Consider the following 17,503-nt stretch of genomic DNA (forward strand, 5'->3'; position numbering starts at 1 on the left):
GTAGTGATAGGTAGTCACTTATGATATCCAGATAGCGGTGTTCAACTATGGATATCATGAGCAAGCGTTTGATGACCTTGAAAGTGTTTATTTATATATTTTCTTATATACAAAAAGAAACATATTATGGGTTGTTATAACTTTAATTTATATTGATAGAAACTAAAAATATAAACAAGTCGTTCGAATATACTCTCTTAATCTGTAGTAGTGCAAGCTATAAATGAACTAATTTTGATAATAATTGCATCATTATGCTGTCAATAGCACGAATTTAGTAGAATATGCTAAATTCTATTGATTTTTGTCTATACATTTAATTTGTGCCAAAAAGTGATTAAGATCCAGTATTGTATGATTTTTTACTAAATACAGACGACGAGAAATAAACTGGTTACGTGCATCTGACGTAACCAGTTATGACATGTTTTTAAGGTAATTATCTATGTGACGACATTATCTTTGGCTATATTTTATGCAGAGATATTTTTGGCATGATCATGAGTTGCCTTGATAAGGTCTGCTATTTTTTCGGCAATCATAATCGTCGGTGCATTGGTGTTGGCACTGATAAGCGTTGGCATCACTGAGGCATCAATGACCCGTAGTCCTTTTACACCGCGCACTTTTAGCGCCAAGTCAACCACCGAGCTATCATCTGAGCCCATCCGGCAGGTGCCTACTGGATGGTAGATGGTGTCAGATTTATTGCGGATATAGCCGAGCATGCCATCTTTTTCGAGATAGGGGGCAGGGTAGTCTTCTGTAATATACTTGGCGAGTGCTGACTCTTGCATGATGGCTCGAGTACGCTCGGCGCCTGCCACCATCTGCTCAACGTCTTTTGGATGTGAGAGGTAGTTTGGATCGATCAAGACGGCAGCAGAGGGATCCGCTGAGTCCAGTCTTACCGTACCGCGACTCTCAGGTCGTAAGTAGCAGCTATGGCAAGAGACCGCATAGCCACGCCTGAGGTCTCGACCATGCTCAATCACACGTGAGATGACAAAATGCAGCTGAGTGTTTGGCCACTCTTTTGGCGCATCACCCACACTAAAAAACGCACCTGCTTCTGCATAGTTAGTAGAGAGTATGCCTGTACCGTCCTTTCTCCATTGGCGAATGCTTTTGGTCAGTGTCGAGAGTGCTGCTATACCGATACCGATGACATCCGTAGTATTGACCTCGTAATCAAAGACCACATCTAAATGGTCTTGTAAATTACCGCCAACTTCAGGGGCATCTACTATGACCTCAATACCATGAGACTTTAAATGCTCGGCGGGACCAATACCTGAGAGCATAAGGACCTTAGGTGAACCGAATGCACCACCTGACAAGAGAACTTCGTGACGTGCCAGAACCGTGTGCTCCACACCGTCTTTTTCGTAGACAACACCAGTCGCTTGATCGTCTTCAATAATGACACGGTTAGCCTGTGCATGTGTGATGACAGTTAGGTTTGAGCGGTTTTGTACGGGATGCAGATAGGCGGCAGCCGCGGAGCAGCGTTGGCCTTGTTTTTCACCATGGAAGTGGGTGACCTGATATAACCCTGCACCGTCTTGTTTTTCGCTATTGAAGTCTTTGTTATGGTCCAAACCGTTCGCTATAGCCGCCTCTACAAAAGCCTTTGAGATGTCTCGCGGGCTTAGCAGATCGCTGACATGCAGTGGTCCACCATCGCCATGTAAGTCATCGCTGCCATGGACGTTGTTTTCAGCTTTTATAAAGTAAGGGAGTACATCATCAAATCCCCAGCCAGTACAGCCTTCTTCTACCCAGCGCTCGTAATCTAGTTTACTGCCGCGCGTGTAGATCATGGCATTGATTGCTGATGAGCCGCCTAGGCACTGCCCACGTGGTTGAAAACCTTTACGGTTATTAAGATGCTTTTGGGGTGTGGTATGAAAGCACCAGTTGTTCAGTTTGAGCGGCTTGCCCGGCACCATCAGAATCAGTCCGGCAGGTACGCGTACAGCCAGATCTTTCCCATCACCGCCGTACTCCAATAAGCAGACACTGATATCTGGGTTTTCGGTCAGACGGCTTGCAAGTACACAACCTGCCGAGCCACCGCCCACAATGACGTAATCAAATGTTTTGTCAAATTCCATTTTATATTCCTTATAGCATCCATGCTAATTAAAATAGGCTATGCTTTACAGTATCTATTATTTTGCTGAAATAATAAAATAAAAATGACTCGGCGGTGTCTGTATATATCAGTAGGGTATAACCGCCCATGGGGCAGCACAGGGTGCATGGCGTAGTACTGATGCCATATTGTCTTGTTTCAAATAACCTTTCATCTTGTCCCGAATAGTCTCATACCGAACAGATCTCTGAGCGTACGATGAAGCGCTTGCCTTCAGGGATCTCTAATGAAAAACTCGCACCGCGCCCATTGACCACATCGATAGTCAGATCAGTATGCTGCCACAGATCGTACTGTGCGCGTCCCATATAAAATGGACAGCCAGCAAGCTTGCCAACCAGCACATCTTGACCGCCTACCTTAAACTCTCCTAATGGATAACACATCGGCGAGCTACCATCACAGCAGCCACCTGATTGGTGAAACATTAGCTCACCGTGCTTGGATTTCAATAGCGTAATTAATGCTTCACAAGCTTCTGTTGCCATAATTTTCATCATTAACTCCTTATATTTCCTCTATCTATAAATTACCAGTCTATAAATCACTAAAAATAGCACTTTAATGATTTATTAAAGCAAAAATGCAACCTACCTTGCGACAGATTGCATTTTTGTATGCTTGTTTCAGCATGGTCACAAATTAAGAGTTGTCAAAATCTGCTTAGAAAAATCCCATCGCTTTAGGGCTGTACGATACCAGCATGTTTTTGGTCTGCTGGTAATGATCGAGCATCATCAGATGGTTTTCGCGGCCAATACCAGATTGCTTGTAACCGCCAAATGCTGAATGCGCAGGATAGAGGTGATAGCAATTGGTCCATACGCGGCCCGCTTGGATACCACGGCCAAAACGATAAGCGCGAGTGCCATTACGTGTCCAGATACCAGCGCCTAGACCGTACAATGTGTCATTGGCCAGCGTCATCGCTTCTTCATCGTCTTTGAAAGTAGTGACAGCAAGCACAGGACCAAAGATTTCTTCTTGGAACACACGCATATCATTGGTGCCCTCAAAAATAGTGGGCTGTACGTAATAACCGTTTGCCATATCGCCATCATGTTTGGCAAGTTCACCACCTACCAAGACTTTTGCACCTTCTTTTTTGCCGATATCCAGATAAGATAGGATTTTTTCTAATTGATCTGAGCTGGCTTGTGCCCCAATCATGGTATCGGTATCGAGCGGATTACCCATTTTGATAGCTTTGACACGAGCGATACAGCGTTTCATAAATTCATCGTAGATGCTCTCGTGAACGAGCGCGCGTGAGGGACAGGTACAGACTTCGCCTTGGTTTAGCGCAAACATCACCAGACCTTCGACCGCTTTGTCCAAGAAGTCATCGTCTTCATCCATAATATCAGCAAAGAAAATATTTGGACTTTTGCCGCCCAGCTCTAGTGTGACTGGAATGATATTTTCGCTGGCATACTGCATGATTAAGCGACCAGTCGTGGTTTCACCAGTAAAGGAGACTTTATCGATACGTGGGTTAGAAGCGATAGGCTTGCCGGCTTCAACACCGAAGCCGTTGACGACGTTTAGTACGCCTTTAGGCAGAATATCAGCTACCCCTATCAATTCAAGCATATATAGGACAGAAGCAGGGGTTTGCTCAGCAGGCTTGAGGACGATACAGTTACCCGCCGCCAGTGCTGGGGCAATTTTCCAAATTGCCATGAGAATAGGGAAGTTCCAAGGAATGATTTGACCGACCACACCTAGTGGCTCATGAAAGTGATAAGCGACGGTATCTTCATCAATCTGACTGATGCCGCCTTCTTGTGCGCGGATAACGCCAGCAAAATAACGCAAATGGTCGATGGCGATTGGAATATCAGCGGCGAGGGTTTCACGTACAGGTTTACCGTTTTCGTAGCTTTCGGCGATCGCGATGGCTTCTAGGTTGGCTTCGATACCGTCAGCAAGTTTGAGTAACATATTGGAGCGTTCAGTGACACTCGTTTTGCCCCAGGCGTCTTTTGCTGCGTGTGCTGCATCTAGTGCCGCTTCTACATCGGCTTCTTTTGAACGGGCGATCTGACAGAAGGTTTTTCCATCAATTGGGCTGGAGTTATCAAAATACTCGCCATCAATAGGAGGCGTCCACTCACCATTGATAAAGTTATCGTATTTTTCGCGGAATTGAACGGGGCTGTCTTCAGTATTGGGATAAGCGTATAACATTAACCACTCCTTGTTGTGTATTATGGTTATCTAAAATATGGTCACTGGTGTAGGGCCATTTAAAAATAATCCTTGGTCTTCCTGACCAAGTTATCATCCTATCGTACTGAGCTTTTTTGCAGAACGATAATGACTTTTTATAATGATATATTTTGTATCACATAACTTAAAGTTATGTGATATGAGCGGGTGAAAGTAGTCCGCAAAGTGGTTGCAGCTGCTATAATTGTGAGCATCGATTTTGGCTGGCTATGGTTATCGAATTAACCATGGCAGCTTTCTTCTTATACTGTTTCTTATACTATTCTTTTTCATAATATTGGTTGGTTTGGGTCTATGCGTCAATCTTCTGCTCTTGATATCCTAAAAACAGGTCAAAATGTCTTTTTGACTGGCTCAGCAGGCTCAGGCAAGACTTATACGCTCAACCAATATATCGACTATCTGCGCGCACGCCGTGTGCCCGTCGCGGTGACGGCCAGTACGGGTATTGCAGCCACGCATATGAATGGCACAACGATTCATAGTTGGTCAGGGATCGGCATCAAGGATGAGCTGACGGATCGGGATTTAACCACCTTATCACGCAAGCAGTTCTTGGCAGATAGATTAAAAGATACTTCAGTTTTGGTCATCGATGAGATATCGATGCTACATGCCAAGCAGCTCAATCTAGTCAGCCAAGTACTCAAGCACATTCGCAAGAGTGACAAAGCCTTTGGTGGTATTCAGGTGGTGGTCGCAGGTGACTTCTTTCAGTTGCCGCCCATCGGTAGCAAGGGCGAGAGCAATCGTGAAAAGTTCGCGTTTATGTCTGAGGCATGGCTCGATGCCAAATTTCATATTTGCTATCTATCAGAGCAGCACAGACAGGTTAGCGAAGCGGCCAATGGCGGACTAGATTTGGACGATATCCTTAACCAAATCCGTCGTCAAGAAGTGACCTTTGAGGCGATTGCGGCGTTGGAGGCGACTTATGATCAAAGCGTCGATATCAAGCGCACGCGTCTGTACACGCACAATCTCAATGTCAACAAAATCAACGACAAAGAGCTTGCTTCTTTAGAGGGAGAGACGATGCGCTTTGAGGCGACTGCCACAGGCGACAGTAAGCTGGTTGAAACCCTAAAAAAGACCGTACGGACTCAAGATGAGCTGATCCTCAAAGTTGGTGCAAAGGTCATGTTTATCAAAAACAATGCCGAGCTTGGTGTCTCTAACGGTACGATGGGTGAGCTGATTGGTTTTGCGGCAGTCAAAATAGATGATAGCAAGGACAATAGTGATGCGCTAATCGAAGACGATAGCAGCGATGACATTGATGAAGATGCTGCTGGCGAAAAAACGACGAAAGGTAAGAAGTCCACTGCTAAAAAAGATAAAGATAAAGATAAAGATAAAGAAAAACCAAAAACAAAGAAAATAACCACGCAAAAAATGCCTGTGGTGCGGCTCAACTCAGGACGTGAAGTCATCGCTGAACCTGAAGAATGGATCATCGAAGATGAAACGGGCGATGTGCTAGCAAGCTACTTGCAAGTTCCGCTCTGTCTGGCATGGGCGATTACCATTCACAAATCACAGGGCATGACCCTTGATGCGGCTGAAATTGATCTGTCACGCACCTTTGAGTTGGGTCAAGGCTACGTAGCATTGTCACGGCTCAAGTCACTGGCAGGGTTACAGCTGCTCGGTATGAATGACATGAGTCTGCAACTTGATCCGCTAGCACGCGGGGCAGACAAGCGATTCTTAGTGCTGTCAGCAGAGGCGGATGCCAACTACGCCATGCTAGATGAAGAAAGTATGCAGCAGGCACACGACAAGTTTGTTTTAAAATCAGGTGGAACGCTGAGTAAATCTGTCATTGATGCCTATGCGGCGCTGCAAAAAAAGCGCCGCGAGCAGCAGCAAGCGCAAATAGACAAAAAACAAAAATTAGGCAATCAAGTCTCTGATAAATCAGACAGTACTTTGCTTGCGACTAGAGTGCTGTTAGAGGAGAGTCTGACCATAGCAGAGATCTCACAAGCGCGTCAGCTGTCACAATCAACTATCATGCGTCATATCGGTGAGCTAAAATCACAAGATCCCAGCCTTGCCTGTGATCATCTGCGCCCAGACGATGAGGTGATGACAGCTGTAGGCAATGCATATGTCGCCATCAAGGTCGCTAACAACCCAAATGACTTCAATGATGATGGTAGTATCAAGCTGCGCCCCATATTTGATCATCTTAAGCAGAGCATCGACTACAATACCATTCGCTTGGCTCTGATTTTTATTACGCCATAAGTATTTGTTGCTGCATAGGTAGCTATCTATTGCCGCACAGAATGTCATTGCAGATCTTATGGTACGACAGTACCAAACCCACTATTAGAGCGTGCCAAGAGTGACCGCGCTCACTCTTTATCTTTCTTATTTGATAGCGATACCTTGTTATGCCTGATTTTTCTAATGCGACTTACCAGTTGACCTCCGATCCCATCGCGACGACGTTTCGTACGACTGGTGAGCACTCACAGCCACTAAGAGTCGCCATCAATGGTTTTGGACGTATAGGACGCAATGTACTGCGCGCCTTGCTAGAGCGCTTTGAGGTATTGGGACGTGCTATCCATGTCGTCGCCATTAATGATTTGGCACCGGCAGATATTTTGCTGCATCTCCTAAAATTCGACAGTACACACGGTCGCCTTAGTCGATTGGGCGTCGATGCTGAGATCATAGAAAGTAACGCGGATAATGGAGGCAAAACCCAGCTTTGTCTAACCAAAAACAATTTAACATATTGTATCAATATGCTATCAGAGCCTGATCCACAAAACCTATCTTGGCAGTCGCTGGGCGTCGATGTGGTACTAGAGTGTACCGGTCATTTTCGCTCTTACGAGCAGGCGATGTTACATATCGATGCAGGCGCGCAGCAGGTCATTATTGGTGCTGCACCATTCGATGATGTGGACGCTTGTATCGTTATGGGCGTCAACACAGACGCGCTGACACTTGAGCTACCGATTATCTCTAGCGTGTCTTGTACCACGCAGGCATTGGTGCCGCTGATTGACACACTGGACAAGGCATTTGGTGTAAGATCTGCCATGATGACAGAGATTCATGCGGTCACTGCCGATCAGACTGTACTCGATCAGGCGCATCGAGACCCAAGACGCGCACGTGCTTCTGGCTATAATATTATCCCAACGACGTCCAGTAGTATCGCTGCAACAGAGCGTGTCTTGCCAGCCATGGCCGGCAAGATAAATGGGCACTCGATACGTGTACCTACTATCGATGTGGCAGCCATTGATGTGACTTTTGTATTTGATACGCCAGATGTCAGTATTGAGGATATCCGTGAGACACTCAAATCGGCCAGTCAGGCACATCTGCATGACATCATGGCGTATACCGATGAGCCGTTGGTCTCTAGTGATTTTATTCATCAGACCGAGTCGCTGATCATCGATGGTCAGCAGCTCATGCAAGTAGGCGACCAGTACAAGGTTTTTGCGTGGTACGATAATGAGTGGGGATATGCCAATAGGCTGCTAGATATGTGCCTACATCTGGCTTATAGCAAGCGATAAGCAACTGATTAGAACGTATTTGAAAATTAATTGAACTTTTTTAGATTAGGGGCTTGCATTATAAAATGATATCTATATAATGATGCACCAATGGAGACGTGGCAGAGCGGTTGAATGCACCGGTCTTGAAAACCGACAAGGGTTAATAGCCCTTCGAGAGTTCGAATCTCTCCGTCTCCGCCAAATTCGAAAAATCCCCAATCAGAAATGATTGGGGATTTTTTTATGGGCATTTATAAAGGTTTAAGTCATACATCTTGTAGATGTCTTTATTAGTCTACTTTGGATGGCTATTTTGCCAATGAGTTGCCAAACTCGATGGTCTGGTCATCCACTAATACTAGGGTGCCTTCTTTTATCTCAATGGTCATGCCTGTGGTGTTTTTGATCGCACGCATGACATTGATGTCCTCGATACTGCTATCGATGACTATCTTTCCAGATTGCTCAGGCTCAATAGCAGGATCAAATGTGATCAAAGGGACATTGAAGTTCTTGCCTTGCTCAAGGTTATCGTCTTGCATCGTCAGCGTACCTTTGAAGCTCTCAATAGGTACTGTCCCATGATTTGATAGCATAAACTGCATTTTGACTTGGTTTAAACTGTCACTATCACTGGTTTTGATGGGCAGCAGGGCGACAGGATATTTCTGAGCTGTCGCATTTGCTGTCTCACCAGTGACAATAGGGCTTTTCTTACCTGTTGGATTATCAGGATGCAGGCGCTCGTATTCACGCTGTTGTATCAAGGCTTGCTTGATCGTGGTACGCGGCATGGCACCTGACTCATACGCATCGCTGAGTTTCATACGCAGCATATAGCGACTGAGGACTTGCTGATCGGCTGCAGGTAGTTGTTCAAAGGTTTGTCCTAATTCGTCTTGCCACTGGTCAGAATCAGTAGGTATGGTTTTTTGGCTTGGATCTGTTTGCGGCGACGAGCAGCCAGAGGCAAGCGCGAGCACCGTAACCGTCATGGTCAAATACAAAGCCTTGTTAAAACGCCGCTGTAAACCTTTCATCGTATACCCCCTTATGCATTTTTATTATGATAAAGCCTGTCTAATAGTGATGGCTATTTTCTTAATATACCTCGTTTAAGGGGAGATTGTGTTTAATTATGGCTAACTGCGGTAGTAAAATGTGCAAAGTACTAAAAAGTGAATACCTTTAAATAGGACAGATAACAGCATAAATAAAAGAGAGTGCAAGAATAAAAAAGGTGCAGTGTTCATTAACAGTAATAAAGCAATCGACAAAAAAAGACCACATTCGCATCAGGAAACGTGGTCTTTTTTTTGACACTCATTATTAGGCTTTATGTGCCAAGTGATGATGTCTATGCTGTCGTTTCAATATCGACTTTCATTTCGATATCGACAGCATTATTGATCGTTGTCTTGAAGTTCAGACAAAGAGTGCGTGATATGATTGTTATGAGTAACCACAATAGCTTCATCAATGATACGTTGGCTCACGCCGCGCTTGCGTAGTGTCTCGATAAAAACTTCATCATGAGCCAGTGTATAGTCTTGATGATCACGATCGAGACCTTGGCGAATATATAAGCGAATAAGCCCTTGAATGCGTTTGAAACCCAAGTCTGATGACGTTGTTTCTAATAGCTCAATCATTTCTTCAGACAAACGAATACTGATCGGGCGCATAATTTTTTGCGGATGATCAGAAAACTTATTTTTTATACGTACAGGTATCATAATAAACCATTACTTTTAGTGAGTAGGAGCAAAGCACTCAAACAAAAACGAACCCAATCCAAATTAATCTTACCATACAACAAAAACGCCTAAAATAACACTATAGCCATGCAATACGCTTAAACTTATAAGTACATATTAATATCATCATAAGTACATATAAAAGAGGCAACAATAAAAAAACCTTCATCAAATAGTGATGAAGGTTTTTAGTATATGGCTCTCCAACCTGGGCTCGAACCAGGGACACACGGATTAACAGTCCGTTGCTCTACCAACTGAGCTATTGGAGAATAAGCTGTCATAACATTAAGCGTTTTAGCTTTGTTACCAATCAATTTCTTGGCTTGTTTGCGTTATGTGGGGCACATTTTAGCCAAGTCATTAAGGGCTGTCAACCTTATTATGCCATTAATCAGAAATATTATTACAATTATCAAAAATAGGCGTTTGTGCCTTACCAAATAAGCTATTTCGATACTGATATTTACCGAATACAGGTAGCAATTGGCTGTAGCAATGACGGACATCTATAAAAATCTCGTCCAGCATACAGAAAAGTTCAGATGAATATCAAAACGGCATGCTAATTGACTGCAAAAACATACGGTTTTTTGAATATTAAGGCAAGTACTACACTATTTGACACAATAAAGACGCAAGACAGCCCTTCACATTGCTAGAGTATTGCTATAAAATACCTACCATACGGTATCTTTAATATGTATTTAACGAGTATATTGTTAGTAAATGCTTGAACAAAGGCGGGTGTGCTAAAGATGAGTCCTACAACAATTGCCTACGGTTACCTGACCATTGCCATCATATGTGAAGTGATTGGCACGACTTTTTTGATGAAATCAGAGCAGTTCACCCGTCTGGTGCCGACCATTATGATGGGCGCGCTTTATACGGTCTCATTTTATTTATTGGCACAGACGCTCAAGACCATACCGCTGGGCATTGCCTATGCATTGTGGGGCGGGCTGGGCATTGTGCTGACCTCGCTTGTGGGTGTGGTGCTATTCAAGCAAACCCTTGATACGGCAGCAGTAGTCGGCATTGCTATGATTGTTGGCGGTGTTGTTGTCATGAATTTATTGTCTAATTCTGTGGTGCATTAGTATGAATATAGAAGTGGAAAATGCTCATAAGCGTAAAAAACAGCCAGAAGTGGTTCGTCGGGCGCTGCTGGATCAAGCGGCACGGATAACACTAGAGCAAGGGCTGACTAAGGTGACGTTTCAGGCGGTCGCTGATGCAGTAGGGGTAACCAAAGGCGGCGTTATGCATCATTTCGCTACCAAAAACGCTCTTGTCATCGAAGTGTTCAATGATGCGATGGCCAAATTTGAGGCAGAAGTAGATGCTGCTATGGCAAAGGATCCTGTGAGTTATGGTGCTTTCACCCGTGCTTATATCGATGCCACTATCAGTTTGGGCGAAAAAGCGCAGGCAGAATATGACAATCAAGCAACCTTATATGTGTTGATGCTAGGGGATAGCGAATTACGTGAAATGTGGGCTCAGTGGGCCAATGCCCAATTAAAGAAACATGCCGCAACTGACGATACCGAAACCTTATGCATGGTCCGTCTGACTGCTGATGGTATTTGGCTCTCGGACTTTTCAGGTGTCGATATAGCAGACAAAAAGAGGCTGCGTGATCGACTGATAAAAATGACGCAGCGTGATTTTGATAACAGCACTGACTAAATGACAATGCTGACTAAATGACAGCACACAGGTCAAATAGAAGTAACAACCAAATAAAAGCTTAAATCAGAAAATATTTAGACTGATAAGGGTTCAGCTGTTAGGCAGCGAAGCTCTGATAGGCGTAGATAAACCACTTAATAAACATCTAACGACGAAAGACTATATTCACAAATTTAACTCATAACGACATCACATGGTCAGCGCCTTTGCAACGCTGCTGCTACCCATCGTCCTAAGGAATATTCATGACAGACATTAATAATTTGACAGATATTATCGACCTAGAACAAGTACAAACTGCTTATGTTAATGGTCGTTATTTGGCGGTCGATGACACGCTCACTACTTTTGAAGATATCAACCCAGCGACTGGCGAGGTATTGGCTACCATTCAACAAACAAGCAATGAGCAGATTGATGAGGCGGTAAAAGTCGCGCATAAAGGTCAAAAAATTTGGGCCGCGATGACGACTGTGGAACGTGGTCGAATTCTCTCAAAGGCTGTTGAGATATTACGTGCGCGTAATGATGTGCTGGCATTGCTGGAAACAAAAGATACGGGCAAAGCATACTCTGAGACAAAATATGTCGATATCGTCACTGGTGCTGATGTCGTTGAGTACTATGCAGGGCTGGCACCAATGATTGAGGGTCGTCAGATTCCATTACGTGATACGAGCTTTGTCTATACTCGCCGCGAGCCGCTGGGCGTGGTCGCTGGTATCGGTGCGTGGAACTATCCTATTCAGATCGCAATGTGGAAAGCAGCACCTGCACTGGCTGCTGGCAATGCAATGATCTTTAAACCGTCAGAAGTTACTCCTCTGACTGCCTTAAAACTGGCTGAGATTTTTACAGAAGCAGGACTGCCAGATGGTGTGTTCAATGTCGTACAAGGTAATTACGAAGTAGGTCAAGCACTAACCAATCATCCAGATATCGCCAAAGTATCGTTCACAGGCGGCGTACCGACAGGTAAAAAAGTTATGTCAAGCGCAGCAAGCTCGTCTTTAAAAGACGTGACTTTAGAGCTTGGTGGTAAGTCACCGCTGATTATATTTGAAGATGCCGATATTGATACCGCCGCTGACATCGCGATGATGGCCAACTTTTATAGTACCGGTCAAGTATGTACTAATGGTACGCGTGTCTTTATCCCTAAAGCGCTACAAGAAAAGTTTGAGCAAGCCATCTTGACGCGCGTCAATCGTATCAAGCTAGGCGATCCGGTGGATGAGAACATCAACATGGGTCCACTGGTTAGCTTCCCACATATGGAGCGCGTGCTTGGCTATATCGAGCAAGGCAAGCAAAGTGGTGCTCGTCTGTTAACAGGCGGTGCACGCGTCACGACAAACGAGCTTGTAAATGGTGCTTTTGTCGAACCGACTGTATTTACAGATTGCAGCGACGATATGACTATCGTCCGTGAAGAAATCTTTGGTCCAGTCATGTCGATATTGACCTATGAGACCGAAGAGGAAGTGATTCGCCGTGCTAACGATACCGATTATGGCTTAGCAGCTGGTGTGGTGACGGCTGATCTGAAGCGCGCGCATCGCGTCATCGCTCAGATCGAAGCAGGTATCTGCTGGTTAAATACGTGGGGTGAGTCAGCAGCACAGATGCCAGTCGGTGGTTACAAGCACTCCGGTATTGGCCGCGAAAACGGTGTTGAGGCGCTTGAGCATTATACTCAAACCAAATCTATCCAAGTAGAGTTGGGCGCGTTTGAATCGGTCTTTTAAGCGTTGATAGTTTAGCAATTTGTATTAAAAGAAACTAAGACAGTAAGGTCATCCTCCAGCTTTACTTGACCTTTCTGATACGAAACGATTTATGTTTTTTCCATATTATGGAGCATGTTATGACATCAACCACACCTGAGTACGACTACATTATAGTCGGTGCAGGATCAGCAGGAAATGTGCTGGCCACGCGTTTGACCCAAGATGCCAGTATTAAAGTATTGCTATTAGAAGCAGGTCGCCCAGACTATCGACTAGATTTTCGCACCCAAATGCCAGCCGCGCTTGCCATGCCATTGCAAGGCACGACTTATAATTGGGGTTACAAGACAGACCCTGAGCCCTATATGAATAACCGTGTTATGGATTGTGGTCGTGGTAAAGGGCTTGGTGGCTCATCGCTTATCAATGGTATGTGCTATATCCGCGGCAATGCGCTGGATTTTGATGATTGGTCTGAGATAAAAGGGCTATCAGACTGGACATATTCAGATTGCCTACCGTATTTCAAAAAGTCAGAAAACCGCGATGTTGGCGAAAATGACTATCACGGTGCGGGCGGCCCTGTTGAGATGACCACCTCAAAGCCAGGGGTCAATCCGTTGTTCCAAGCCATGATCGAAGCGGGCGTACAAGCGGGCTATCCACGTACCGAAGATTTGAACGGCTATCAGCAAGAAGGCTTTGGCCCGATGGATCGATTCGTGACCCCTAATGGTCGCCGCGCGTCAACCTCTCGCGGTTATCTAGATCGCGCCAAGCCGCGTAGCAATATCACGATCTTAACAGGGGCGCTGACCGATGTGATCTTATTCGATGGTAAGCGTGCCGTTGGTGTCAAAGTAGAGCACGACGGTCAGACCAAAAAGTTCTATGCCTCTCGTGAAGTGGTAGTTTCGTCTGGTGCGATTGCCTCACCTCAGCTATTGCAGCGCTCAGGTATCGGTCCTGGTCAGTGGCTAAAAGACGCGGGCGTGACTGAAGTACTAGAGTTGCCAGGTGTGGGTAATAATCTACAAGATCATTTAGAGCTATATATGCAGTATGAATGTAAGCTACCCGTTTCCATTGCCCCTGCAAACAAATGGTGGAATAAGCCTGCTATCGGTGCTGAGTGGTTGTTTAATGGTACTGGTCTTGGTGCCTCTAACCAGTTCGAGGGCGGCGGTTTTATCCGTACCGATGAGAAGTTCACTCATCCAAATATTCAGTATCATTTCTTGCCATTGGCGGTACGTTACGATGGACGTAGTGCAGTCAAATCGCATAGCTTTCAGGCACACGTAGGGTCGTTACGCTCACCAAGTCGTGGTCGCGTCAAGCTGACGTCACGTGACCCGAAAGCGCATCCAAGTATCTTGTTCAATTACATGTCTCATGATCAGGATTGGCAAGAGTTCCGCGCGGCGATGCGTATCACGCGTGAGATCATGCATCAGCCAGCGCTCGATCCTTATCGTGGACGTGCTATTGCACCGACTGATGATTTGGTGACGGATGCTCAGTTGGATGAGTACGTACGTAACCATAGTGAGACCGCGTATCACCCATCTTGTACTTGTGCGATGGGCGAAGACAATGACTCCGTCGTCAATGGTGAAGGTCTGGTACACGGTATCGATGGCTTACGCGTCGTCGATGCGTCCATCATGCCCAACATCATCAGTGGCAACCTCAATGCCACCACGATCATGTTGGCAGAAAAAATCGTTGATAAAATGAGAGGTGTACAGTTGCCACGATCAACGGCAGATTACTATGTCGCCAATGGTGCACCGCTGCGCGCTGAGCCTATGCGTGACTATCTCTCGACTATTTAAGTTAAATACAAACTTACATGTCAGTAACTGAATAAATAACAATATAAGAAAATTTTAACTATAAGGCCTTTCTAAGTAGAGGCCTTTTTTATCAGCGCTAACGTATTGGTACGATAAATATCGTTATGGTTGAAGCTGTTTATAATTCTATTTGCGTTTTATTTATTGGTACTGCTTTGTCCGTCATGCGGTGATTTATATATTGTGTGACAATTATCCATAATACTATGCCGGACAAAGCAATATCGGACCCTGTTTAATTTACCTATTGAGGTCTTTTATGTACAGTTCGCCATCACAAGATGTGACGAAACCTTTGAGCCTAAACAAAACGGTGTTTTTGGGCTCTGCTATTATTTCTATTTTATTGATAATCTGGACCATTGCTTTTCCAGATTATAGTGAAACCTTGCTGAGCGCTAGCATGACTTGGGTATCAGACAAGTTTGGCTGGTATTACATGTTGGTGGTTGCCGCTTATAGTATCTTTGCATTGTTTGTTGGTTTTTCTAAGTACGGCGACATAAAGCTTGGTCAAGACCACGAAAAAGCACAATTTCCGTTTTTGGCGTGGGCAGCCATGCTGTTCTCAGCAGGTATCGGTATTGACTTGTTGTTCTTTGGTGCTTCTGAACCTTTGATGCATTATTTGACCCCGCATACAGGTTTAGAACCTGCTAGTACTGAGGCCATGCGCGAAGCACTAGCGCAAACCTTTTTACATTGGGGTCTGCATGGCTGGGGTATTTATGCCTTGATTGGTATGGCGTTGGCTTACTTTGCTTATCGCAAAAACATGCCGCTGGCACTACGCTCGCCGCTGACACCAGTATTTGGTGAACGCTTAATCAAAGGCTGGCTAGGCGATGGTATTGATACCTTTGGTGTCGTCTGTACGTTGATGGGTATTGCAACGAGTCTAGGTATTGGTGTGCTACAAGCTAATGCTGGTTTGACCCATGTATTTGGCATCGAATCTAGCAAGATGGTTCAGGCACTGATCATTGTGGGCGTTGTCGCGGCAGCTGCTATCTCTGCGATGACAGGTGTCGAAAAAGGCGTACGTCGTCTGTCTGAATTCAACATGTTGTCATCAATTTTGCTATTGCTTGCCATACTCGTGATGGGTAATACCGTATACCTATTGAACACCTTTACCCAGAATATCGGTCAATATTTCCAGACCATTATTTATAAGACCTTCGATGTTTATGCTTATGATGGTGCTGCTGGTGCCGAGTGGAAATCTTGGTGGACGATATTTTTCTGGGCATGGTGGGTTGCTTGGGCACCATTTGTAGGTCTATTTATTGCGCGTATTAGCCGTGGACGCACGCTGCGAGAGTTCGTGTTTGGCGTGATGTTTATTCCACTGGGTTTCATTTTTGCATGGTTCTCTATCTTTGGTAACACGGCAATAGACTTGGTTGCCAATGGTGCAACTGAGCTTGGCGAAATCGCTGTTAATGACGCTGCGATGGGTATGTTTGCGTTATTTGAGTACTTCCCTTATAGCGAGGTGCTGTCATTTGCTGGTGTAGTGATTGGTCTGATATTCTTTGTGACCTCAGCGGATTCAGGGGCGTTGGTACTTGCAAACCTGAGCTCACGAGGCATGACTAATGATACGGATGCACCGGTATGGCTGCGTTTATTCTGGGCGGCAGCAACGGGTCTTATTACGCTAGGCTTATTGTTTGCTGGTGGTTTTGGCTCATTGCAGTCGGTTTCTGTGATCGCAGGCTTGCCATTCTCTATCATTCTTGTGCTCTACATGATAGCGATGTGGAAGTCACTAAAAGAAGAAGGCAACAAACGCAAAGCGAGTACTATTGGTACTGCCAATGTCCTTGATAACGGTAAAGGCTGGAAAGCCCGCTTGCAACGTATTGTGAGTTTCCCAGGACATGCGCAGGTCGAAAAATTCTTGCACACTGTGGTGATGCCTGCCATGAGTGATGTCGAAAAAGAGTTCGAAGCGGGTGGTCTAAAAACCTCGCTAGATATCCATAATCTTGCGAGTATTGGTGAAGGTATCGATGCTGGTATGGATCAAGACAGCGGTCAAGTTGACGGTCTAAAACTGCGTGTCGGTCATGGTGATGAAGATGACTTTATTTATGAAGTACATTTGATCAAAGCTGAGCGCCCTAACTTTACGCTGAATACGTCAAGCAAGCATGCAGAGTACTATTATCGTGCTGAGGTATTCTTGAGAGAAGGGTCGCAAGAGTATGACTTGGTTGGTTATACCAAAGAGCAGGTACTGGTCGATATTCTCAATCAGTACGAGCGTCACTTGCAGTATTTATATCTAGAGCGTTAATTGACTATAAATAGCTATCCATTTATATAGGTACGATAGCTCATCATTGAACGCTTATATAAGAAAACACCCCATAAGTTGATGACAGCTTATGGGGTTTCTTTATGACAAAAACTCAGTCAGAAAGCAGGTGATGACCAGTCAAAGTAATTAATAAAGCAAGAAGTCAATACAAGCAGCATGTATAAGGTAAAATTAACTAAGACTGTGCTGATCAGCCAATAAATTGAG

At 44.9% G+C, this 17,503-nt stretch carries 12 protein-coding genes and 2 tRNA genes; 8 read left to right on the forward strand and 6 right to left on the reverse strand.

Going from position 1 to position 17,503, the window contains the following annotated elements; all coding sequences use genetic code 11:
- Window positions 1–473: 473 nt before the first annotated feature.
- From AC5JPO_RS12125 to exaC, 3 genes are all read right to left on the reverse strand, one after another.
- Window positions 474–2,117, reverse strand: coding sequence for a GMC family oxidoreductase (locus AC5JPO_RS12125; RefSeq protein ID WP_493853952.1), 1,644 nt, complete (start codon window positions 2,115–2,117; stop codon window positions 474–476).
- A 211-nt stretch (window positions 2,118–2,328) separates the two neighbouring features.
- Window positions 2,329–2,655: a DUF779 domain-containing protein gene (locus AC5JPO_RS12130; RefSeq protein WP_493853953.1), complete on the reverse strand. Its 327-nt coding sequence runs from the start codon at window positions 2,653–2,655 to the stop codon at window positions 2,329–2,331.
- 166 nt (window positions 2,656–2,821) lie between these two features.
- Window positions 2,822–4,348: an acetaldehyde dehydrogenase ExaC gene (gene exaC, locus AC5JPO_RS12135; protein WP_319052185.1), complete on the reverse strand. Its 1,527-nt coding sequence runs from the start codon at window positions 4,346–4,348 to the stop codon at window positions 2,822–2,824.
- A gap of 336 nt (window positions 4,349–4,684) precedes the next feature.
- Here exaC and AC5JPO_RS12140 point away from each other — a divergent pair, with 336 nt between their 5' ends.
- From AC5JPO_RS12140 to AC5JPO_RS12150, 3 genes are all read left to right on the forward strand, one after another.
- On the forward strand, window positions 4,685–6,643 hold the full coding sequence (locus AC5JPO_RS12140) for an AAA family ATPase (protein ID WP_493853954.1): 1,959 nt from the start codon (window positions 4,685–4,687) through the stop codon (window positions 6,641–6,643).
- A gap of 149 nt (window positions 6,644–6,792) precedes the next feature.
- Window positions 6,793–7,941: a type I glyceraldehyde-3-phosphate dehydrogenase gene (locus AC5JPO_RS12145; protein ID WP_493853955.1), complete on the forward strand. Its 1,149-nt coding sequence runs from the start codon at window positions 6,793–6,795 to the stop codon at window positions 7,939–7,941.
- Window positions 7,942–8,033: 92 nt separating this feature from the next.
- Window positions 8,034–8,124, forward strand: a tRNA-Ser gene (locus tag AC5JPO_RS12150).
- A gap of 107 nt (window positions 8,125–8,231) precedes the next feature.
- Here the strand turns inward: AC5JPO_RS12150 and AC5JPO_RS12155 are convergent.
- The 3 genes from AC5JPO_RS12155 to AC5JPO_RS12165 form a co-directional block, all read right to left on the reverse strand.
- Window positions 8,232–8,963 carry a hypothetical protein gene (locus AC5JPO_RS12155; RefSeq protein WP_493842736.1) on the reverse strand — a complete coding sequence of 244 codons (732 nt, stop codon included), beginning with the start codon at window positions 8,961–8,963 and terminating at the stop codon, window positions 8,232–8,234.
- Window positions 8,964–9,326: 363 nt separating this feature from the next.
- Window positions 9,327–9,659 carry a CopG family transcriptional regulator gene (locus AC5JPO_RS12160; protein ID WP_443526028.1) on the reverse strand — a complete coding sequence of 111 codons (333 nt, stop codon included), beginning with the start codon at window positions 9,657–9,659 and terminating at the stop codon, window positions 9,327–9,329.
- Between the two features lie 217 nt (window positions 9,660–9,876).
- A tRNA-Asn gene (locus AC5JPO_RS12165) sits at window positions 9,877–9,952 on the reverse strand.
- Between the two features lie 477 nt (window positions 9,953–10,429).
- Between AC5JPO_RS12165 and AC5JPO_RS12170 the strand changes: the two genes are divergently transcribed.
- The 5 genes from AC5JPO_RS12170 (at window position 10,430) to betT (ending at window position 17,272) form a co-directional block, all read left to right on the forward strand.
- Window positions 10,430–10,783 carry a DMT family transporter gene (locus tag AC5JPO_RS12170; protein ID WP_493842737.1) on the forward strand — a complete coding sequence of 118 codons (354 nt, stop codon included), beginning with the start codon at window positions 10,430–10,432 and terminating at the stop codon, window positions 10,781–10,783.
- Window position 10,784: 1 nt separating this feature from the next.
- A complete protein-coding gene (locus tag AC5JPO_RS12175) occupies window positions 10,785–11,375 on the forward strand; it encodes a TetR/AcrR family transcriptional regulator (RefSeq protein WP_443526031.1) in 591 nt (196 codons plus the stop codon).
- 248 nt (window positions 11,376–11,623) lie between these two features.
- Window positions 11,624–13,126, forward strand: coding sequence for a betaine-aldehyde dehydrogenase (betB, locus tag AC5JPO_RS12180; protein WP_443526032.1), 1,503 nt, complete (start codon window positions 11,624–11,626; stop codon window positions 13,124–13,126).
- Window positions 13,127–13,245: 119 nt separating this feature from the next.
- On the forward strand, window positions 13,246–14,946 hold the full coding sequence (gene betA / locus AC5JPO_RS12185) for a choline dehydrogenase (protein ID WP_443526033.1): 1,701 nt from the start codon (window positions 13,246–13,248) through the stop codon (window positions 14,944–14,946).
- 280 nt (window positions 14,947–15,226) lie between these two features.
- Window positions 15,227–17,272 carry a choline BCCT transporter BetT gene (gene betT, locus AC5JPO_RS12190; protein ID WP_443526034.1) on the forward strand — a complete coding sequence of 682 codons (2,046 nt, stop codon included), beginning with the start codon at window positions 15,227–15,229 and terminating at the stop codon, window positions 17,270–17,272.
- The last annotated feature ends 231 nt before the right edge of the window (window positions 17,273–17,503 follow it).

This window comes from Psychrobacter sp. H25 (assembly GCF_059076335.1).

Bases quoted from the DNA above. Each gene is read 5' to 3' on its own strand.
- betT (WP_443526034.1), top strand. From the start codon at position 15,227: ATGTACAGTTCGCCATCACAAGATGTGACGAAACCTTTGAGCCTAAAC.
- AC5JPO_RS12155 (WP_493842736.1), bottom strand. From the start codon at position 8,963: ATGAAAGGTTTACAGCGGCGTTTTAACAAGGCTTTGTATTTGACCATG.
- AC5JPO_RS12125 (WP_493853952.1), bottom strand. From the start codon at position 2,117: ATGGAATTTGACAAAACATTTGATTACGTCATTGTGGGCGGTGGCTCG.
- AC5JPO_RS12140 (WP_493853954.1), top strand. From the start codon at position 4,685: ATGCGTCAATCTTCTGCTCTTGATATCCTAAAAACAGGTCAAAATGTC.
- AC5JPO_RS12130 (WP_493853953.1), bottom strand. From the start codon at position 2,655: ATGAAAATTATGGCAACAGAAGCTTGTGAAGCATTAATTACGCTATTG.
- betB (WP_443526032.1), top strand. From the start codon at position 11,624: ATGACAGACATTAATAATTTGACAGATATTATCGACCTAGAACAAGTA.
- AC5JPO_RS12160 (WP_443526028.1), bottom strand. From the start codon at position 9,659: ATGATACCTGTACGTATAAAAAATAAGTTTTCTGATCATCCGCAAAAA.
- exaC (WP_319052185.1), bottom strand. From the start codon at position 4,348: ATGTTATACGCTTATCCCAATACTGAAGACAGCCCCGTTCAATTCCGC.
- betA (WP_443526033.1), top strand. From the start codon at position 13,246: ATGACATCAACCACACCTGAGTACGACTACATTATAGTCGGTGCAGGA.
- AC5JPO_RS12145 (WP_493853955.1), top strand. From the start codon at position 6,793: ATGCCTGATTTTTCTAATGCGACTTACCAGTTGACCTCCGATCCCATC.
- AC5JPO_RS12175 (WP_443526031.1), top strand. From the start codon at position 10,785: ATGAATATAGAAGTGGAAAATGCTCATAAGCGTAAAAAACAGCCAGAA.